Genomic DNA, 19146 nt, shown 5'->3' with positions numbered 1-19146 from the left:
CCAGTCTCTGACACCGTGAAACCGTGAGTTATCGACCCTACCCCGACGCAGTCTTGCATTCAACAAGGCAGTGTCACATCAAGTAGAGCATCTGTTTCGTCAGAATCTAGCCCTTGTTTGGTCACACACTACGTGAGACAGCGACCCTGAAAAGTGTACATTTGTCTTGGATTGCGAGTTCACGTATTAGTCATTTTCCCGCGTTCGGCGTACCACTCGCGCCGGTCAAGCACGTTCTGAACCGTACTCGTGGGGACACCGACAGCGTCAGCGATCTCCCGTCGACTGTCTCCCGCGTTGTCGAGCTGGAAGATCTCTAGTACTGTGTCGAAGTCCTCGCCCGGCACCTGGTAGTGACCGTCCGCGTCGTAGGTCATCCCGAACCGTGGTCTCCCGTGGTCGTAGCCGTGTTCCTTCCGACGCTCGATCGCCCGCTGTGACTTCTCGATCTCCTCTTCTTTCGTGTCCCGCTCGATACGCCGCTTCAGATCGAACGTGAGATCGTCCTCGTTCACGTCGCCGACGTAGACGATCTCGGCGTCACCCTGTGTCGCTGCGTACTGAATCACCGAGAAGTATTCATCCCGGCATATCCGGCGATCGTCCAATGCGACCAGATGTGAGTACTGGCCAGCCTGTAGCTCGTTAACGCGCTCCTGGACGCTCTCGTTCTGATCGAGGAGGCCCGCGGGATCGTCACGGGTCATCGTCGAGAAGCCAGTGTGGATACCGAGGTCAAGGACCTCTACTTCGTCGGCGACGTCGTTCGCTAGTGTTCGGACGAGCTCTCGCTGCTCTTTGAGGCCGATGTCGGACTCGTCGCCCTTCGACTTCCGAATCCACGCGAGAGCTTTACTCATCGACCACTGTCACCTCTAGTGAGCTTCCTGATTTGACCTTCCAGTCTAGACGCTTCCCGTTAAGATCCATCGCCTCCGCGAGCCCCTTCGGCACCGTCACTTTGTACTGCCCGTTCGCCCCCTGACTGACTCGCGTTTTCGCCATCGTTGTATAGGCCTATGAATAGTCCTAAACTTAGTTCTAATCTTTGTGTTCAGAAAACCCCCGTTTCCTGTACGCCTGCCTACCCAGATGTGATAAAAGACTCTGCTGTAACCCTGTACAATTGACACGAAGTCCGTGCTACATAGAGCGCGCGAATGTGGTACAAACCGAGGCCGATCTTCGTGAGGGAGTGATTGGTCAGTACAGAGGGACCGCGGATCGCTCAGTACAGAGTACTCACAGACCGCCTAGTACAGTCCACATGTCGTTACTATCCGGGTAACTGTGCGACCTATAGTTTCATTTATATTTAATTGGGTCCTACATGTGAAACGTAGTATGTACGAGGCGTTAACCTCAATCCTCATCAGATCAATCGCTGAGCACAAGAGCGTTGACCCGAGCGAGCTAGACGTTGTTGTTGCCGATTATATCGACCTAGCCGCCGTAGAGCAGCTCGCAAGGCACAGTAACAGTACATGGAACCTCGAATTTGAACTCCCAAATCATAATGTAACTGTACATAGTGATGGCAGAGTCCTTGTTGACGGTCAAGTAAGACAAAATTGGATAGCCGATTGAGCAGCACACAAGCACATTCTCTCGGTTGATTCAGGGCTTAGATGGTGAAAATAACATTGTTCCCGTGCTGACTGTACCCTCTGTATCTCGCACGCCTATCGGAACACTCCTCTGAGTTAGTAGAATCCTCGGCGGTCAATACGCAGGATCTCTCCAACTACTAATTCAGACATATTTTAACTGCAAACAACAACTTGTACTGTTTTATGTTCATCGTTCAGCACGAGCACCCAACTGTCTAATTCACACTGACGCAGATTCGTCCCTCACAGTACTTCCCAGAACGAGTGCGCCGGCAATGATTACGAGGTTCTTTACGATATACTGACCCTCGACCGTCAACCCGTACGGGAACGTGGTATAGACAACTTCAGGGAGCAGTACCATCGGGAGGAACGTCCCCGGAAGTTGGAGTGCTAACAGCAGCAATCCAACACGCGTAAGCGGTGGATAGAGCAGACAGATCCCGATGATCACCTCCCATACGCCAAGTACCGGGACAAAAAACTCAGGCGGAAGAATGTACACCGTTGAGGCGACGAGGTCACCGGCCGGCGAGACGCCGAGTACTTTGAGTGCGCCGAACCAGATGAACACCGCTCCGACAGCGGCTCGCAACGCTGGAACACTCCAACGGTCCATTTTCGATGCCAGTGTCGCATCGAGTGCGTCTAACCGCTCTTGATACACGGTTAGCGTGTCTTTCGATTCGTTTTCTGAGGTTGCCATCGCGTGCGTGATAGTTACGATTTTAGCAGATAAAACGCTTCTAGCTCCTGATCGACCGTGTTAGATTCTTTCGACCTGAGGCTGTGAGGTTCTCATTTTCTCCACTGTGAAGTCGGTGTGCGAGTTACCAGCTACTTTCATGAACACGAGTGAGAGGGCGCCCTCGCGCGAAAGGAGAGTGACCTAGGATGCCACGCTGGATACCCGTGTTCAATTGCGTCAGTCGAGTGATCAAGGCCCTTGAGCACAGTAGCGAGGTCGGTCTCTTTGAATTTAGTCCGGACGGAAATCCCTAGCTGATACGTTTCACAGACTGAACATATTCGAGACTTCCGTCTCAGAATAAGCTTCGTTAGAATTACTCATACAAGAACAGTCCTAGGCGTTACGAGATCCAGCCTTCGAAAAACAGGATGTATGATACTTTTGTTCACAACTAACAGGAGTTCGTATTCGAAAATCGAACCAGATCAGATATATCCCGACGACGTGTACCCATTCTGTGGCGATTCTCGACCCGTACAGCGACCGATCGCGGGCTGTGCTTGCTTGGGTTGTCATATTCGCGGCCATCGTCGGATTCGTCGTCGCTGGTGCGTTTCTCTCCGACCCTGCGGCGAACGCGCCTGACCCCGTCAAGTACGATGATACCGTCGAGCTCGGGCTGTCTACGGAGACGGATTCGCTAATGTCCGACTCCGGTCGAATCCCGCGGGTTCAGGTGTTTTACTCGCAGCTCCAGTACGTCATTGGATACAACGGCGTCGAGTCCTTTGTCGATCGACTCGACGATGGCTACACCGAACGTCGGTTCGGCTATCCGCTCGTCGCGTACGTCGAAACCTTCGATGGAACCGAACCGGGAACGACTGAGGCGGGGTTGTTCACAGCGGCCGAATCAAGACCGTCGTCGTGGACGTCTGCCGAAGAAGCGGTCTACGTTATCGACAGTGAAGCCCGGACGCCCGCCGGCGAGACGGTTATCCCGTTTTCCTCTCGGGACGCGGCAACAGCGTTCACCGGAAGTCACGGCGGGGAAATCGTCGATTGGGCGGAGCTTCGGACGCGATCGTTCGACGTTGACTCCGGGGCGGTTGCGCGGGCGATGGCACCAGAACGGTGGAAAGTGGCGGACAGACGGATCACAGCCGCAGAGCGAACCGCCGACCGCCCCGTCTCGGTCACTGTGGGTGAGGATGCCGAGACGATTTCGGCCGCGGTCGACGCAGCCCCGCCGAACACGACGGTTGTCGTGCCGTCAGGATCCTATGAGGAGCGGATCAACGTCACGAAACCCATCACGATCGCCGGCGCCGACGCACACGTCAGTGGCGGCGGAAACGGCTCGGTGATCACTGTTCGGGCGCCGAACGTCACGATCACGGGACTGACGATCGACGACACCGGTAATCGGACTCGGGATCCCGAAGCAGCCCAACGACGGGCCAAAGAGGCCGCGCAAGGAAACGAGACGGAGTCGTGGGACACGAACATCCAACTCGGATACGGCTACGGCGACGCCGGGATCCGCGGACTCGGCTCCCCGGGGCTGTTCATAGACGACGTGACGATCGACACGAGCGCGAGCGGCGTTCTCCTGCGGGACGGATCAGACTCGGTGCTCCGTGATATCGAGGTCAACGGAACGGCCGAGTGGGACGACGGCTTCATGGGAATCACCGGAATGGAATCCCGAGTGACGGTCACCAACGGGACGTTCACGAACGGTCGTGACGGGATATACCTTCACCGCGCCGACGGGTCGATCGTCAGGAACTCGACGTTCAGAGAGAACCGTTACGGCGTCCATCTCATGTACACCGGAGACGCCCTGATCGCGGACAACTCGTTCCGGGACGAAATCTTCGCGGGGATCACGGTGATGACTCGACCTGCCCGCAACGCGATCGTCGGCAACGATGTCCGCGGCTCAGCGGCCGGGATACAGTCATCCGGCACGCTGACGTACATCGGCTACAACACGCTCGCACACAACGACCTGGGCTTTTCCACCAGCTCGCGCGGCTCACTATACGAGCACAACGTCGTCGTGGAGAATGAAGAGGGCGCACGAGCGACGACGGTCGTGCCTGCGAGCCGCGTGGTCGCAAACGACTTCGTGGAGAATGACCGCCACGCTGGGGCGGGAGCAGGGCCTCTACGCGTGTGGGCCGACGGCGACCGCGGCAACTACTGGGAGGGAGCGAACGCGGGACTCCACGAGCCGGGCGAGCGCGCCTACCGCCCGACATCGCCGATCGACGCTGCCCTCCACCGGGAACCGGCCGTCGTTGCGCTCCGCGAGTCACCGGTGAACGAGCTTCTCGAACGGCTCCGCGGCACCGTCGCCGGGGCGCGTTCTGGGAGTATCATCGATCCGGCACCAGCGCCGGAGCCGTACGCTCCCGATCGGGTCGCAGCGGCCGCAGACCCGAACGGGACGGCGGTCCACGCCGACTGGCGGGCGCAGATCGATGACCGCAGCCATGCTGCTCGGCAACTTGACGACCAACCTATGACCGTCGCCGGCCAAAACGCTACGCAGCCGAACTGGGGTACCGAGCCGAACGAACGGGCGGCAGTCCAGGAGGCGTCTTTGTGACCGAATACTCCTCGACAGAGGCGACACCCGACTCTGAGTCACCGAGCGACGGCGCTGAACCCGATCGCGTGGTCGTCGACGACCTCACTCGGACGTACGGCGGCGTGCCGGTGCTCGATTCGGTGTCACTCGCGTTCGGGTCGGGACTCACCGCGGTGATCGGGCCGAATGGCTCCGGAAAGTCGACGCTGCTCGGTGCGCTCGCGGGAACCGTTCCCCCGATCACCGGGGAGATCCGACGGCCGAACGCCGAGGACGGGAGTGGGAAGTCCATCGGTTACCTCCCTCAGCAGGTCCCGTTTCGTGAGGGATTCACCGCTCGGGAAACGCTCGCGTTCTACGCGCGACTTGTTGACGGAGATCCCGACGCCGCGCTCGCGTCGGTCGGACTGTCGGACGCCGCCGACAAAGCGGTCGAGGATCTCTCGGGCGGGATGCAGCGGCTTCTCGGTATCGCACAGGCGATGCTGGGCGATCCGCCGCTCGTCGTGCTCGACGAGCCGGCCAGCGGGCTCGACCCCGGAATGCGCGAGCGGGCCTTCCGGACTGCGGCCACCCACGCGACTGACGACGTGACGGTCGTCGTGAGTACACATAATCTCGACCTCGTCGATGCCCACGCTGATCGCGTCGTCATGCTCGCCCGCGGACGGGTTGTAGCCGCCGGCGACCTCGACGCCCTCCGCAACGAGTACAGCGTCGACACGACCGCGGCGCTGTACGAGGCCGCGGGACGCGACGCTGCCCTGTCCGAGACCGCCGACGACGGTGACCCAGCGAGAAGCGGTGCGGCGGCCGAAGACGAGCAAAACATGTCCGGCGACGACGGCGACCGCGATGTCCACGTGACGGGGGTATCCGAACAATGACAGGTGATCTCGGCGTGACCGACGCGTTTGCCGGCGCGGGAACCGTGTTCCGGCGAGAGCTCGCGACAGTCCTGCGCACGCCCGGTTACGGCGTCCTAGGGGTCGGCTTACTCGCCGTGCTCTGGCTTCTGGTCGCTGTCGGTGGCGGTGGCGCGACGGGGTTCGTTCCGGCGGTCGTCGACCTCCTCCTGCCAGCCGAGCTGCTGGTGCCGCTGCTCGCGGTCGTACTGGGGTATCGGGCTCTGTTGGCGGACGCGGTCAGCGGGGAGTTCGCCGTGATCCGGACGTATCCGGTTGGCGTCGCGGGCTACGTCGTCGGCGTCCTGCTCGCACGGCTGGTCGCGTTGGTTGCGGTCATCGGTCTCCCATTCGCCGTGATCGGCGGCTACGTCTGGTTGACCGCCGCCCCTGACACCGGAATCTTCGCGACCCACGCGGGCGTCGACTCGCCGCTGCTGTACGTCCGCTTTCTCGCACTGATCACGCTGTTCGGGACGGTGTTCCTCGCACTTTCGATGTGGGTGTCGGCAGCAGCGACGAGCCGGCGGGGCGCGGCCGCGCTCGCGGTCCTCGCGTTCCTCGTTGGAACGCTCGGCGGCGACCTAGCGCTCATTCAGTCGCTGATGGTTGGTGCCGACCCGTCGGCGGTCGCCGGACGAGCAGCGCTCACGCCGAACGGAGCCTTCCGCGGGCTCGTCTTCGAGACCGTAATCGGCGTTTCGTTCGCGCAGGAGGGGAACGTCGTTGACGTCGGCCGGGCGGTCGGCTCGCTTGCGGGGTGGACGCTCTTCGGAAGCCTCGCTTCGGTCGGAACGCTTGCCTTCCGCGAGCGCCTGAGTACCGTAATCGAACGGAGCAGATTCCGGTTCGCGGAGTGAGAAATCCGGTCGCGGGATCGTATCGGAATTCGAGTCGTACGTTCCCTTCGCGGCATCAACGCACCCAATCCCTGCGTGAGGCGAATTCGACGTTCCCACCAGAACGGATATGATCGGGTGAGCGTAAGCATGGGTATGAACCGACGCCGCGTCATCGCTACCGGGATCGGCGGTGCGGTCACCGGACTCGCCGGCTGTCTGGGCGGGAGCGCCTCCGAGGAAGCGCTCCCCGACCCGGTTGATCTTGAGGGAGAGTTCGACACCGACCACGGGATGGCGATCGGCCCCCACGGGGGCGCAAACGGGCAGATCTTCTACCGAGACGCCGATCCGCGGGATGAGGGCAACCCGGCGTGGTTCCACACCCTCGTCCACAGCCTCTTTCCCTACCACTTCGATCGGCTCGACCGCGACTGGGAGCCGGTCGTCGTCTACGTGACCGACTTCTCGCGCGTCGACTATACCGTGCGGCAGCGTGACGGTGCGCCGCGAATGCCGTCGCCGACGGCACCGGAGACGTTCGCCGACGCAACTGACCTCGTCTACGTCGCCGAAAGCGACGTGATGGGTGGAATGGGCCCGGCGCTCCACCCCTTCTCGGATCAAGAGGAGGCCCGATCGTTCATCGACACCCACGGCGGCCAGATGTTTGACTACGAAGAGATCGACCGCACCCTGATCGAAGGGATTCGACAATCGGAAAACTGAGTGGACGAACCGGACGGATCGGGGGGAGGCGGTCACCGATTGTCACAGCGCGGGCACAGTTGCGATTGGGTCTGGTCGAGTCAGTCCGCAGTGGAGCTGTCACTTAGTGAGCCCGGCGCGTACGCGTACACCGCGTAGAGAACCATCGCGGCGATCAGGAAATCGAGGCTGTGTTCGACGAAGTGGTGAACCGGCATCGGGACGATCCCCCACACGGTCCCGGCACCGACCAGCGACCGCAGAACGAGCACGCCGACCGCTGCGCTGATCAGTCGGTACTGGCCGGTCTGGCGGCGTCGATACGCGACGAGACTCACGAGAAACAGTGCACCGGTTCCGATCCCGGCGCACGCGATGACGGCCAGCAGCACGGGTGACCCTTGGACGGTGAGTGGCACGAGCGCCGGGAAGACGGTCCGGGAGATGAGCGATGCGATCACGACACTAGTCAGTATGCGTTCGAAGTGATAAGAAGACACGGGGCGAAACATTCCCGTGCGAGGAGAACGCCCCGACAGGTTTTATCTCTCAGCCGATTACGGGCGAATACTCAGATGGCGACGACCAGAGATCGGGTGCGACGACACGTCCGCGAGACACCCGGCGTCCACTTCAACCAGGTGGAACGCGATCTGGACATCGCCACCGGACAGGCGCAGTATCATCTCCGACGACTGGTGAACGATGAGGAGTTGGTTGTCGAACGGATCGCTGGTCAAGCTCATTACTTTGATCCCACCTTCGATCCGTGGGAACGACGCGCGCTCGCATTTCTTCGACGTGAGACCGCCCGCGAGATCGTACTGCGGCTCCATGCGGACGGTTCCCTTCGCCCGGAAACACTAACCACAGAGTTGGACCTCGCGCGGAGCACGGTCTCGTGGCACGTCTCGAACCTCAGCGACGCTGGGATCGTCACGAAGTCCGACGACCGCCCGATGACGATCACGCTGACCCGCCCGGACAGCACGGCTGAGTTGGTTGAGGTGGTGTCGCCCTCGCTGCCAGACCGGCTCGTCGACCGATTCATTCGGACCGTCGACAGCCTCTTCGAATAAGGAAACGACTAGCTGAACCCGCCCGGATCGGACGCAAGTGGCGCGTTCGAAGGTCACACCAGATACCTCAAAACCGCGGAACCGATACGTGAACGTATGGACCGACGGAGTTTTTGTAAAACGGCCGGCGTCGCGGGAGTCACCGCCGGCACTGCCGGTTGTCTTGGTGTCCTTGGCACTAGTGGCGCCGAAGGAACCGTTCTCGGACCGCCGGAGCGAGACCTCAGTGAGGCGTCATTCCCGAGCTACGGTGACAACATGCCCGAGTTTACCGTCCCCGACCCGATCCATGGCGAGAAGATATCGACGGCCCAGTTCGAGGGCGAGCGCGCGGTGCTGTGGACGTCATTTTACACCAATTGTCCGGACGGGGTGTGTCCCGCACTCATTCTTCGGCTCCGTCGCGGACAGGAGGCCGCGGCCGAGGCGGGGTACGGCGACCAAGTCGCGTTTCTCCCCATCACGTTCGATCCCGAGCGTGATACCCCCGAGGCCCTCCGCAAGTACGCCGGGCAGCAGGGGGTTGACCTCGACGCGGGTAACTGGCACTTCCTCCGCCCAGAGACCTACGAGCGGTCTCAAGAGATACACGACGAGCATTTTGGTCTGAAGATCGAGAAGCAACCGGCAGATGACATCGAGAATTTAGAGTATCGCTTCCCGCACTACGGGCTCATCATCCTCGCCAATAAGCAAGGGATCATCGAGCGGGCGTACCCACGGGGCCCGCGAACCGACATCGAACGGCTCGTCGACGACCTCGAACGAGTGGCCACCGCGTGACAGCTCGTAAGTTCCGGGAGGCCAGCTACCGTCGTTTTCCGCATCGTAGCCGACGAAGGGAGTCCGTCGCCTGTATCGAGCCAGCGAAATGTGGCCAGTACTCGGTCAGTGCCCCATCGCGCCCCCGAGGGGCTGGTAATGCGGGAACATCGGGTGTGGAAGATGAACACCGAGTGCCATCAATCCGTGCGCGAACAGCACGTACCCCAGCACGACGAACACCACGCCGAGCAGCCGATGAACACGACGCCGGTGGGCAACATCGATCGACTGGATAATCGTTCCATAGAGGAAGACAGCAGGGATCGTCCCAATGCCGAGGGCACCGAGAGCGATTCCCCCGGTGGTCGGGGAGCCGCTCGCAAAGGCGAACAGATACGCGGGATACAGCATCGGGCAGGGAAGAAACGCGTGGACGGCGCCGAGCCCAACAATACTCGGGCTGTTGACGTGCCGATGGACTCTCGTTGCGAGCCACGACGTAACGCGCTGGACGCCCGGGATACGAATATCGCCTCCGCTTCCTCCAATCACATATCGAACGCCGGTTGCCACAATGAACCCTCCGACCGCAAGACCGACAACACCTCGCAGGAGGTCGGCGATCGGTGTCAGTTGATCAGCGGTGACGAACACGACGCTTCCGAGCGCGCCGAAGACGGCCCCGAGAATCGCGTACGTTGTCGCCCGGCCGACGTTGAACAGGAAGTGCTGGCGAACCTCGTAGGTCGTGAGATGACTGGCACGTCCGTCGTTGGCTGTCACCGTCCCGCCGTCTGGCTGCGGCGTCATCTGCTTCGAGTACATCGTCACAAGTGGACCGCACATCCCGATACAGTGTGCGCCGCCGAGCACGCCGATGAGAACGAAGAGGACGACGTCAATCCGGAGGAGCGACTCGATCATAGTCGTTCTCGGCTGCGCATGGGTTTGTGTCGTCTGGTGTATCTCTCGAACGAGCCCGGACAGATAATGAGGACGTGCTACTATAGGCGAAGAAGAGGTCGCACTCGGCTGGAGACGTTCGCAAGCATCTGGAGTGTAGCTTGGCGCAACAATTCTTCACAGTGGGTGCCAATACACCGACGATGACGGACGAAATCGACATCCCAACCGAGCCGCGGGCTGCGGTCGACGCACTGGCGACTCATCTAACTGCGACCGCAGACCGCCCAGTACCGCCAGCGACGAACCGATGGCTCGGAGAGGCTGAAGCCGTCGCCCGCGATGCTACCAGTGACGGTCTTGACACGCAAACTCGACGGAAACGGGTCCGCCAAGTTGCCACACTGCTTGAGTCGGCTGACGAAACGGGCGACGTGGTCGCCGACCGCCACATCGAAGCAGCGATCGAGTGCTGTCGAGTCGTTCTCGCTAACGAGTGATTTTGATTCGAATTATCGTAGTATCCCACTCGTCGGCTCTATTAAAATCCTCAATTAGTGATATATTCTTTGAGTCGTCCTGAGCACATAGCGCAGATTTGGAACAAGACGAGGTTGAACTACGGGAGAGAGTGATCTGTCGGTATAGTTATTTTTCCTCAATCTTGGATGCGATTTTAGCGCCCACAATATGGTGTTCGAACCGCACAAGCGCGATACAGTTACTTTCTCACTCACCATAGATCATGTGGTATGTCCACACTACTCAAAGACAACGTGGCAGTCATTACCGGTGGCTCCAGCGGGAATGGACGCGCAATTGCCCGTCGGTTCGCTTCCGAAGGGGCTGACATCGTTATCGCTGACATCCAGGAGTCTCCTCGCGAGGGAGGAGATCCAACCCACGAACTGATCGAGGCCGAAACGGAGGCGAGGGCAACGTTCGTCGAGTGTGATGTCACAAACGTCGGCGATCTTGAGACTGCGGTTGAGGCTGCCGAGGAGTTCGGTGGTGTCACCGTGATGGTGAACAACGCGGGGATCTTCCATGGTGAGGAGTTTCTCGAAGTCGACGAAGATGCGTTTGATCGGATGATGGACATCAACGTCAAAGGTGTCTATTTTGGCGCGCAAGCGGCGGCGAAACGGATGGTCGAAGCTGGTGGCGGGCGGATCATCAACATCTCCTCGGTCGCCGGTCTCGAGGGCTCAGGGGAGTTCATCACGTACTGTGGGACAAAAGGTGCCGTACGACTACTTACATATGCGATGGCGGCGAATTTGGGGCCCGACGGCGTTCGAGTGAACGCTATCCATCCGGGACTGATCGAGACGACGATGACGACTGAGGACTATCCGATTATGGGTACAGATGCTGAAGAAGACTTCCTTCAGTCGATTCCGTCCCGGCGAGCGGGCCAGCCTGAAGACGTCGCAGATACAGCGCTGTACCTCGCAAGTGATCTCTCGGACTACGTGAATGGTGAATCGCTCATCGTTGACGGTGGAATGACGAATACACAATAAATTATTTTCACATATTAAATTCTACCAACTATAGAAACCAAATTAAACTACGCAAAGTTATCTATTTTTGTTAAAGAAACCATTATAAGTTACTAAAGTGTGTTCCAGCGCACCACACTTATATTTGTAGTCTCTGAAGAATACTTTGATGAGTTCAAAACAAGACGATCTCAAAGAGACGAACACCGAGGCCCGTTTCGAGTTCAAAAAGGAGGAGAAGTCTGCCTTCCAGACCGAGAAAGGGCTCACCGAGGAGACGGTCCGCGTCATCTCGGAGGACAAAGACGAACCCGAGTGGATGCTGGAGCGCCGCCTGCGAGCGCTCGAACAGTTCCAAGAGATGCCGATGCCGACCGACTGGCCCGGTCAGCCGGACCTGAGCGAAGTCGACGTCGACGAGATCGTCCCCTACATTCGGCCGGACGTCGACGTCCGCGCCGGCGTGGACGACTGGACCGAACTTCCAGACGACATCAAAGACACCTTCGACAAGCTGGGCATCCCCGAAGCCGAGAAAAACGCCCTCTCCGGCGTCGGCGCGCAGTACGAATCGGAGGTTGTCTACCAGAACATGCAGGAGCGCTGGGAGGAGAAGGGCGTCATCTTCTGTAACATGGACGAGGCGGTCCAAGAGCACGAAGAACTCGTCCGCGAGCACTTCATGACGAACTGCGTCCCCCCGAGCGACAACAAGTTCGCGGCGCTTCACGGCGCCATCTGGTCCGGCGGCTCGTTCGTCTACATCCCCGAAAACACCACGGTAGACATGCCGGTTCAAGCGTACTTCCGGATGAACTCCGAGGGGATGGGCCAGTTCGAGCACACGCTCATCATCGCCGAGGAGGGCTCGGAAGTCCACTACATCGAGGGCTGCTCCGCGCCGAAGTACTCGAAATTCAATCTTCACTGTGGCGGTGTCGAAGTCTTCGTCGACGAGGACGCCCACGTCCAGTACTCGACGGTGCAGAACTGGTCGAAAAACACGTACAACCTCAACACGAAACGTGCCATCGCGGAGAAGGGCGGGCGCATGGAGTGGATTTCGGGGTCGATGGGGTCGAAGGCGACGATGCTGTACCCGTCGACGATCCTGAAGGGCCGCGGCGCCTCCGACAACCACATCACTATCGCCATGGCCGGCGAGGGCCAGGACATCGACACCGGCGCGAAGGTGTACCACAACGCGCCCGAGACCAAATCCACCGTCGAGTCGAAGTCGATCGCGAAGGACGGCGGTCGCACGAACTACCGCGGGCTCGTCCACATCGCGGACGGCGCCGAGAACTCCTCGACGGCCGTCGAGTGCGACGCGCTGATGTTCGACAACGAGTCGACGTCGGACACGATGCCGTACATGGAGATCAACGAGTCGAAGGTCGATGTCGCCCACGAGGCGACCGTTGGCAAGATCGGTGACGAGGACATCTTCTACCTACAGTCGCGCGGTCTCGACGACGACGACGCCAAACAGATGATCGTCTCCGGGTTCATCGAGCCGATCACCGAAGAGCTGCCGATCGAGTACGCCGTCGAGCTGAACCGACTCGTCGAACTGGAGATGGAGGGCTCGCTCGGATAGTAGTTCGTCTGGACTACGCCACCCTTATCAAGAAATTCTCATGGCTATCGATCCACACTTCGAAGCGAACCGCGATGTCGCTGAGCAACACGAGGGGCACCGAGTCTGGGGGCCGGTCGACGAACCGGAACAGCAGGGAATCCACGGCACACACGTGGCTGTCGACTTCGATATCTGTATGGCTGATGGTGCCTGCCTCGAGGACTGTCCCGTTGACGTGTTCGAGTGGACGGATACACCCGGCCACCCCGAGAGCGACATCAAAGCCGATCCGATTAACGAGACACAGTGTATCGACTGTATGCTTTGTGTCGACGTGTGTCCCGTCGACGCCATCGATGTCGATCCCGGACGAGCGGGGCGCCTGTGAGGGGTGATTGAGGAACCACTTATGACCCTCCCACTCCAGTGCTACCGGTGCGGAGCAGAGTATACCTATATCGGTAAGAGTCCACATTCCGCACAGTGCCCAGCATGCGGCTCCTCTTGCGTTCCGCCGGCTGGCAGTCTCACCGTCGTCAACAGCGTTCACTGGGAGAGTGCAAACGGGCTCGCGAAAGTCTGGGTCCACAGTGTGGATGAACGTGACCGACCGTTCGAATTCGAAGTCGCTGCACACGGTCGCCGTGGCAAGTTGGTTGCGATCAAAGTTGACGGCGTACCGATTAACCCACAAGTTGACGAGACACTGGAAACGCTCCCACCGGCAGTGAAGGCCAAAATCGAAGCACAGGGAATAACAGACGTCGATATCGCGACAGTCACGAACTCGAAAGCATGATACCAAGCCAGATTACGCAACGACCGACACCCGCGAGCATCGGCTCGAAGGATGTCCTCTTACATACGGTCGAAGGGGGACGGTAAGGTGATGAGTACCGACATCAGATTCACTGACTTCAAATCCGACAAGCAGCCAACGTGGTGTCCCGGTTGCGGGGATTTCGGCACCATGAACGGGATGATGAAAGCCCTCGCGAACACCGGGAACGACCCGGACAACACGTTCGTCGTCGCAGGGATCGGCTGTTCCGGGAAGATCGGGACCTATATGCACAGCTACGCACTCCACGGCGTTCACGGTCGCGCCCTTCCCGTGGGAATCGGGGCGAAGCTAGCGAATCCGAACCTCGAAGTGATGGTCGCCGGCGGCGACGGAGATGGCTACTCGATTGGCGCTGGCCATTTCATCCACGCGGTCCGCCGCAACGTCGATATGACATATGTCGTCATGGACAACCGCATCTACGGCCTCACGAAGGGGCAAGCCTCGCCAACATCGCGTGAGGACTTCGAAACCTCGACGACGCCCGAAGGGCCGAAACAGCCGCCGGTCAACCCACTTGCGCTCGCGCTGGCTGCCGGCGGGACGTTCATTGCCCGGTCGTTCAGTTCGGACAGCCAGCGCCACACCGAGATCGTTCAGAAAGCCGTCGAACACGACGGGTTCGGCTTCGTCAACGTCTACAGCCCTTGTGTGACGTTTAACGACGTCGATACCTACGACTACTTCCGAGACACGATTGTCGATCTCGCCGAGACAGACCACGATCCGACGGCTTACGATGACGCTACAGACATGATTATGGATGGAAATAAAGAGTACCAGGGTGTACTCTATCAGGACGAGCACTCGGTTGCCTACGAAGAGCGTGAAGGGCTCTCAGACAATATGGCGGTCATACCCGACGGAGCTCCGGACAATGCAACGAATCTCGTTCGGGAGTTCTACTGATACACATGCCTGATTGTGCTACCTGTGGCGAGCATATTTCTGCTCAGTTTGCACATGTGTTCGGCGACAAGGACGGCGTCGTTCTTGCATGCCCGTCCTGCTCGCCCAATGCTGGTATTGGAAAGGAAATACGACAGCGAACGGACGATATATGAATATTCTCTCTCTATTGGGCCCTATTCACTCGTATTGTCACGCCCATGGGCGGGATGAGCCGTACAAATTATCAAAGCAAGCGAAAGAACACTATATGACCTAAATGACCTTTTCATTTGACACGACTTACAAAGAGTTAGACTCGGAGCTGTATTCGAGAGTGACACCGAAGAGTATCGCTCATCCCGAAATTGTGGTTCGTAACGACGAGCTATGCGCTGACCTTGGGTTGGATACAGCGAAGCTTGATGCAGAGATGCTAGCAGGTCAAGATCGCTTGGAAGAACCGATCGCCCAAGCATATGCGGGTCACCAGTATGGGAGTTTTACGGTCTTGGGCGACGGGAGGGCGATGATACTCGGCGAGCACGTGCACGATGGGAGTAGATACGATATTCAACTGAAAGGGTCTGGTCGAACGCCCTACTCCGGAAGAGGCGATGGAAACGCAACTGTCAGCTCGATGCTCAGAGAGTATCTGTACTCGTATGCGATGCGAAATCTAAATATCAAAACATCGAGAAGTCTTGCGGTCGTCGAGACTGACGACGCGGTCAACCGACGCCGGACAGAGCCCGGAGCCGTCCTAGTCCGAGTAATGAACAGCCACATTCGGTACGGAACCTTCCAGTACGTCGCAGCTCGAGCATCCGACGAACTACAGCGGTTCACCGACTACGTAATTGACAGGCACTACCCGCAGCTACACGAGAAAGATCGTACATATGTGGAGTTCTTCGATGTAGTCATGCAGTCAGCGATCGAAATGGTTGTTGACTGGTTGCGTGTCGGATTCGTCCATGGCGTCATGAATACGGACAACATGAGTATCGATGGAGAAACGTTTGATTACGGACCCTGTGCCTTCATGAATTACTATGACGAGGAGACGGTCTTCAGCTCAATCGATAAGCATGGGCGATACGCATTCGGAAACCAGCGACCCGTCCTGCGGTGGAATCTCGAGCGGTTCGCGGAGGCACTCCAACCGCTGTGTACACAGTCAGCGCTCACGTATGGTGAACTCGAAGCCAAGCTAGACGAATTTGAGGATCGATTTGATGCGCAGTACTACGCAATGATGCAGAAGAAGCTGGGGATCGGCTCAGATGGCGAGGAAGAGTTCGTCGATGAATTCCTGGAGTGGCTTCGCAAAACGAACGCAGACTACACTAATACATTCCTCGAATTAGAGGCACCCAAGACGTTTGATGACCCGGTGTTTGCAACTGCGGAATTCGAGCAGCTGAGGGATAAGTTGGCTGCGGTCGGCCTGAATGAAGGGCTGTGTTGAATCGCTGTAAGGCGTAGAGATTCACTGTTTGACGAAGCGTTTGATGTTATAGACGACACACATCAGCGCGATTTCGCGGAACTCACGGAACCATGACCGCGCTCGCACGGCGAAGCCGAGCGAGCGCTTCACAGCCGAGTTCACGGTTTCGGTCATAGAGCGCTGATTGTAGCTGTTATCGTCGATTCTGGCGTTGTGTGCGTGGTCGTACGGAGCGAAGATACGATGCTTGATCAGCGGTCTGATCCCGAGGTCGCGTAATCCTTCACGAAGCGATTGCTTGTCATAGCCTTTATCGGCGGCAAGAGACCGCAGATCGCCCGCGTTCCGGCGGGCGATCTGCTCAGCAAGGTCTGCGTCGCTTCCTTCTCGATTCGTTGAGCAGTGAACGTCAAGGACGGCTTGAGACGCTGTATCGACGAGTTTTGTGACTTTGAGCTTTTGAACGCGGTAGCTGATTCGCTGGCAGTAGTGACGGCTCGCTGGTGAGCGGTCGTAGAACGTGGCGTCGATCGCGGCGTGTTCAGAGAGATCGTGCAGCTGCGCCGACTGGCGCAGCAGCACTCGGCAGACGCTCATGCTGATCCGGTCGAATGCCTTACACAACGTGGACGGCGCGGGGAGATCGGCCGCGTTGAGGCCGATCTCCCCGGTTATTTGTGGCATTTCTTTGAGCAAGTCGATCGTCATGCGGTACGATGAATCGAGGTAAATCCGCAGACAGTGAAGGGAAACGAGTGCATAGTCGGCGAATCCGCCGCCACCGTCCGGGGCGGCGGATTCGCCTCCATCGCCAGTAACTCTTTGAGCAACCGGCACAACTTCCCCGATGAAGCGGGAGATTTGTGTCATAGGCAACCGAATCTTCCCGCTTCAACTCCTTTGATTTAGCGGCCTACCTCTCTGCCGTATGGCGATTCAACACAGCCATGCAGAACCATTGCGCCACCTATGGCAAGACTATACGCGGTTCACACAGGCCATTCTACGATATCGCGTTGACCAAGGGAAGTATCCGTTCGCTGAGGGCTCAATTGACGACGGTTGGAAGAAGATTACAAAATACGCAGCCGAATCTGAATTACATGGCTTCGCCACATTATGTTGTATAACGACTATCCAGCTTGCGTGTTGTGTTGACCAAATTGGAGAGGTCAATCCAGGTACATGGACCAACAATCTCACCCAGATCAGGCTCAATCATGATCCGGTTATCGTTGACCAAGCATTCGCAGCCCTGAAGCGAGGTGAAAACCCGGAGGGACCTAATCTAAACGTACATTCCCCCACTATGGTGGCAGATAGCGAGCGTAAGGGATTTTTCGAGCGGTTCATAAGCAGTGAGCCACGGGAAACCTCTTTTGAAGAGTGGATTCTAAACTTCGAAAAAGAAGTAGAAGAGCGGACGGATTACATGCGTAACGACGCGTGAAGATGTCTGTCCTCAATTAAACGAATATATTCGATATTCGTTTGATAACTATGGGATATTATGGAAGATATCCCGGTCAATCAAAACTTGGAGGATTGTCATCGGAAAGATCAACGTTCAGGAGTTGGTCCAATATCGACGTCGGGGCTACCTGTTCGGTCGATGAGTCCACTATAGTAGAGTCATCAGATTCAAATTTATCGTACACGTCCTTAATTGGCATGTAGATGTCCTCGATTGGATACCCCGCAATCGATTCGCCAAGCCCCTCTTTTCCTTTTCTAGGCCCGAAAAAGTAGAATCTGACATTCTGATCAGTTGTACTATGGTCTGCGTAGGATAACAACCGCCGGAGTTTCTCCTCGACATCTTCAGTGAAGGTAACTTGAGCCAAGATCTCGTTTTCTTCTGATCTCGCGACGATATCAACCCCAGAAAGTGATCCCCCGACAGGTAATGTTTCAAAATATTCCGTGTGTTTTCGCCGTAAGTATTGGCTACACAAGACTTCTAATTGACCTTCAGATAGTAACCCAACATCTTCTATGTTATCGTCATTCTCATCGTCAGGGAGTTTGTCTTTCACCTCTCGCATGTCGTCGATTTTGGATTCACAAGCAGCATAATAAGCAGCATAGAGGTGTGATTTCCCAGTGTTCCATCCTGCGATTGTCTGTCGTTTATTTGCCGCCCACAGTCCGGGAAAGTCCCGATTCCACACCCACTCTACCTCATCGTTGAATTCCAGCCCCTTGAGTATTCGATAGTCTGGATCATCTTCATCAAATCCATCGTTCCCAATTGCTTCTCTAACAACTTGCTCAGCTTCAGTGGTCAGGCCGCCGACTTCAGCTTCGACCTCTGATATGTCGGCACCAGGTTTCACACGGAGATAATCTACAACACCGCGTTCTTGCCCCTCTACTCTCTTGTTACGGCAAACAATCAGTAGCACATCGTCGTCCTCATTCTCATCAGAAGCACCAATAGTACCCACAAGACGGCCGCCATCAAGATCAGGATGGCCGGTATATGATGCTGAGAGAATCTTTCCTTCTTCAGCATAGTCGCACAATCGACCGACCGCGTTTCCACCAGTGGTATAGCCATGGTCAGATTTCCATTCCTCTTTATTGAGGCTTGGAATATCCCCGTAGTGGATACCAACCCACCGCCTCTCATACAGATCCGCAAGCACGTCTTGATGGACTGATGTGGAGGAGGTGTGATTCACATATGCCGTGTCCAAATTATCAGGCATACTATGATACACTCTCAACAAATGTATAATAGTAATCAATACAGTTAGAAAGGCCGATAGTTAG

The 19146-nt window shown here is 57.7% G+C and carries 21 protein-coding genes; 15 read left to right on the top strand and 6 right to left on the bottom strand.

Features of this window, described 5'->3' with window-relative positions; genetic code table 11:
* Nucleotides 1-179: 179 nt before the first annotated feature.
* The gene (locus N5096_RS15895) at nt 180-860 is read right to left on the bottom strand and encodes a serine integrase family protein (RefSeq protein WP_267665764.1); all 681 of its coding nucleotides are present in this window, start codon (nt 858-860) and stop codon (nt 180-182) included.
* Between the two features lie 484 nt (nt 861-1344).
* Between N5096_RS15895 and N5096_RS15890 the strand changes: the two genes are divergently transcribed.
* The gene (locus tag N5096_RS15890) at nt 1345-1587 is read left to right on the top strand and encodes a HalOD1 output domain-containing protein (protein ID WP_267665763.1); all 243 of its coding nucleotides are present in this window, start codon (nt 1345-1347) and stop codon (nt 1585-1587) included.
* Nucleotides 1588-1830: 243 nt separating this feature from the next.
* On the opposite strand, the gene N5096_RS15885 is transcribed toward N5096_RS15890, so the two are convergent.
* Nucleotides 1831-2316 (bottom strand): hypothetical protein, encoded by a 486-nt coding sequence (locus N5096_RS15885; protein ID WP_267665762.1) that lies wholly within the window; start codon nt 2314-2316, stop codon nt 1831-1833.
* Nucleotides 2317-2818: 502 nt separating this feature from the next.
* Between N5096_RS15885 and N5096_RS15880 the strand changes: the two genes are divergently transcribed.
* From N5096_RS15880 to N5096_RS15865, 4 genes are all read left to right on the top strand, one after another.
* Nucleotides 2819-4918, top strand: a complete 2100-nt coding sequence (locus tag N5096_RS15880; RefSeq protein ID WP_267665761.1) for a NosD domain-containing protein — start codon at nt 2819-2821, stop codon at nt 4916-4918.
* Nucleotides 4919-4986: 68 nt separating this feature from the next.
* Complete coding sequence (locus N5096_RS15875) at nt 4987-5787, top strand: ABC transporter ATP-binding protein (RefSeq protein ID WP_267665766.1); 801 nt, start codon at nt 4987-4989, stop codon at nt 5785-5787.
* A gap of 14 nt (nt 5788-5801) precedes the next feature.
* Entirely contained in the window at nt 5802-6665 is an 864-nt protein-coding gene (locus N5096_RS15870) for a copper ABC transporter permease (protein WP_379790599.1), read from the top strand.
* A 135-nt stretch (nt 6666-6800) separates the two neighbouring features.
* Nucleotides 6801-7373: a nitrous oxide reductase accessory protein NosL gene (locus N5096_RS15865; RefSeq protein ID WP_137708114.1), complete on the top strand. Its 573-nt coding sequence runs from the start codon at nt 6801-6803 to the stop codon at nt 7371-7373.
* Between the two features lie 80 nt (nt 7374-7453).
* Here the strand turns inward: N5096_RS15865 and N5096_RS15860 are convergent, their stop codons facing one another.
* Nucleotides 7454-7810 (bottom strand): DUF7471 family protein, encoded by a 357-nt coding sequence (locus tag N5096_RS15860; protein ID WP_267665765.1) that lies wholly within the window; start codon nt 7808-7810, stop codon nt 7454-7456.
* Between the two features lie 117 nt (nt 7811-7927).
* On the opposite strand from N5096_RS15860, the gene N5096_RS15855 reads away from it, so the two are divergent.
* Nucleotides 7928-8431, top strand: coding sequence for a winged helix-turn-helix transcriptional regulator (locus N5096_RS15855; RefSeq protein ID WP_267665759.1), 504 nt, complete (start codon nt 7928-7930; stop codon nt 8429-8431).
* A gap of 96 nt (nt 8432-8527) precedes the next feature.
* Entirely contained in the window at nt 8528-9214 is a 687-nt protein-coding gene (locus N5096_RS15850; RefSeq protein ID WP_267665758.1) for an SCO family protein, read from the top strand.
* Nucleotides 9215-9319: 105 nt separating this feature from the next.
* On the opposite strand, the gene N5096_RS15845 is transcribed toward N5096_RS15850, so the two are convergent.
* On the bottom strand, nt 9320-10120 hold the full coding sequence (locus N5096_RS15845) for a sulfite exporter TauE/SafE family protein (RefSeq protein ID WP_267665757.1): 801 nt from the start codon (nt 10118-10120) through the stop codon (nt 9320-9322).
* Between the two features lie 182 nt (nt 10121-10302).
* On the opposite strand from N5096_RS15845, the gene N5096_RS15840 reads away from it, so the two are divergent.
* From N5096_RS15840 to N5096_RS15815, 7 genes are all read left to right on the top strand, one after another.
* Complete coding sequence (locus N5096_RS15840) at nt 10303-10599, top strand: DUF8152 family protein (protein ID WP_267665756.1); 297 nt, start codon at nt 10303-10305, stop codon at nt 10597-10599.
* A gap of 252 nt (nt 10600-10851) precedes the next feature.
* Nucleotides 10852-11625 carry an SDR family oxidoreductase gene (locus N5096_RS15835; protein ID WP_267665755.1) on the top strand — a complete coding sequence of 258 codons (774 nt, stop codon included), beginning with the start codon at nt 10852-10854 and terminating at the stop codon, nt 11623-11625.
* 148 nt (nt 11626-11773) lie between these two features.
* Complete coding sequence (gene sufB, locus N5096_RS15830; protein ID WP_267665754.1) at nt 11774-13204, top strand: Fe-S cluster assembly protein SufB; 1431 nt, start codon at nt 11774-11776, stop codon at nt 13202-13204.
* A gap of 40 nt (nt 13205-13244) precedes the next feature.
* Nucleotides 13245-13574 carry a 4Fe-4S dicluster domain-containing protein gene (locus tag N5096_RS15825; RefSeq protein ID WP_008847006.1) on the top strand — a complete coding sequence of 110 codons (330 nt, stop codon included), beginning with the start codon at nt 13245-13247 and terminating at the stop codon, nt 13572-13574.
* Nucleotides 13575-14075: 501 nt separating this feature from the next.
* On the top strand, nt 14076-14939 hold the full coding sequence (locus tag N5096_RS15820; protein WP_267665753.1) for a 2-oxoacid:ferredoxin oxidoreductase subunit beta: 864 nt from the start codon (nt 14076-14078) through the stop codon (nt 14937-14939).
* 5 nt (nt 14940-14944) lie between these two features.
* Nucleotides 14945-15094, top strand: coding sequence for a DUF7563 family protein (locus N5096_RS16615; RefSeq protein WP_425493583.1), 150 nt, complete (start codon nt 14945-14947; stop codon nt 15092-15094).
* A gap of 104 nt (nt 15095-15198) precedes the next feature.
* Nucleotides 15199-16389 carry a protein adenylyltransferase SelO family protein gene (locus N5096_RS15815; protein WP_267665752.1) on the top strand — a complete coding sequence of 397 codons (1191 nt, stop codon included), beginning with the start codon at nt 15199-15201 and terminating at the stop codon, nt 16387-16389.
* Nucleotides 16390-16410: 21 nt separating this feature from the next.
* Here N5096_RS15815 and N5096_RS15810 read toward each other — a convergent pair whose 3' ends face one another.
* Nucleotides 16411-17241, bottom strand: coding sequence for an IS5 family transposase (locus N5096_RS15810; RefSeq protein ID WP_267665751.1), 831 nt, complete (start codon nt 17239-17241; stop codon nt 16411-16413).
* Between the two features lie 58 nt (nt 17242-17299).
* Between N5096_RS15810 and N5096_RS15805 the strand changes: the two genes are divergently transcribed.
* Nucleotides 17300-17821 (top strand): hypothetical protein, encoded by a 522-nt coding sequence (locus N5096_RS15805; protein ID WP_267665750.1) that lies wholly within the window; start codon nt 17300-17302, stop codon nt 17819-17821.
* 76 nt (nt 17822-17897) lie between these two features.
* Here the strand turns inward: N5096_RS15805 and N5096_RS15800 are convergent, their stop codons facing one another.
* Nucleotides 17898-19082, bottom strand: a complete 1185-nt coding sequence (locus N5096_RS15800; RefSeq protein ID WP_267665749.1) for a hypothetical protein — start codon at nt 19080-19082, stop codon at nt 17898-17900.
* Nucleotides 19083-19146 lie beyond the last annotated feature (64 nt).

The organism is Halorubrum yunnanense, from assembly GCF_026586675.1.
Classification (GTDB): Archaea; Halobacteriota; Halobacteria; order Halobacteriales; family Haloferacaceae; genus Halorubrum; species Halorubrum yunnanense.
This window is presented reverse-complemented; position numbering and strand designations above follow the sequence as displayed.

Excerpts from the sequence above, each read along its gene's own strand:
- N5096_RS15890 (WP_267665763.1), top strand. The coding sequence starts at position 1,345 with ATGTACGAGGCGTTAACCTCAATCCTCATCAGATCAATCGCTGAGCAC.
- N5096_RS15845 (WP_267665757.1), bottom strand. The coding sequence starts at position 10,120 with ATGATCGAGTCGCTCCTCCGGATTGACGTCGTCCTCTTCGTTCTCATC.
- N5096_RS15850 (WP_267665758.1), top strand. The coding sequence starts at position 8,528 with ATGGACCGACGGAGTTTTTGTAAAACGGCCGGCGTCGCGGGAGTCACC.
- N5096_RS15815 (WP_267665752.1), top strand. The coding sequence starts at position 15,199 with ATGACCTTTTCATTTGACACGACTTACAAAGAGTTAGACTCGGAGCTG.
- N5096_RS15825 (WP_008847006.1), top strand. The coding sequence starts at position 13,245 with ATGGCTATCGATCCACACTTCGAAGCGAACCGCGATGTCGCTGAGCAA.
- N5096_RS15855 (WP_267665759.1), top strand. The coding sequence starts at position 7,928 with ATGGCGACGACCAGAGATCGGGTGCGACGACACGTCCGCGAGACACCC.
- N5096_RS15800 (WP_267665749.1), bottom strand. The coding sequence starts at position 19,082 with ATGCCTGATAATTTGGACACGGCATATGTGAATCACACCTCCTCCACA.
- N5096_RS15885 (WP_267665762.1), bottom strand. The coding sequence starts at position 2,316 with ATGGCAACCTCAGAAAACGAATCGAAAGACACGCTAACCGTGTATCAA.
- N5096_RS15895 (WP_267665764.1), bottom strand. The coding sequence starts at position 860 with ATGAGTAAAGCTCTCGCGTGGATTCGGAAGTCGAAGGGCGACGAGTCC.
- N5096_RS15820 (WP_267665753.1), top strand. The coding sequence starts at position 14,076 with ATGAGTACCGACATCAGATTCACTGACTTCAAATCCGACAAGCAGCCA.
- sufB (WP_267665754.1), top strand. The coding sequence starts at position 11,774 with ATGAGTTCAAAACAAGACGATCTCAAAGAGACGAACACCGAGGCCCGT.
- N5096_RS15835 (WP_267665755.1), top strand. The coding sequence starts at position 10,852 with ATGTCCACACTACTCAAAGACAACGTGGCAGTCATTACCGGTGGCTCC.
- N5096_RS15805 (WP_267665750.1), top strand. The coding sequence starts at position 17,300 with ATGGCGATTCAACACAGCCATGCAGAACCATTGCGCCACCTATGGCAA.
- N5096_RS15840 (WP_267665756.1), top strand. The coding sequence starts at position 10,303 with ATGACGGACGAAATCGACATCCCAACCGAGCCGCGGGCTGCGGTCGAC.
- N5096_RS15865 (WP_137708114.1), top strand. The coding sequence starts at position 6,801 with ATGAACCGACGCCGCGTCATCGCTACCGGGATCGGCGGTGCGGTCACC.
- N5096_RS16615 (WP_425493583.1), top strand. The coding sequence starts at position 14,945 with ATGCCTGATTGTGCTACCTGTGGCGAGCATATTTCTGCTCAGTTTGCA.
- N5096_RS15810 (WP_267665751.1), bottom strand. The coding sequence starts at position 17,241 with ATGACACAAATCTCCCGCTTCATCGGGGAAGTTGTGCCGGTTGCTCAA.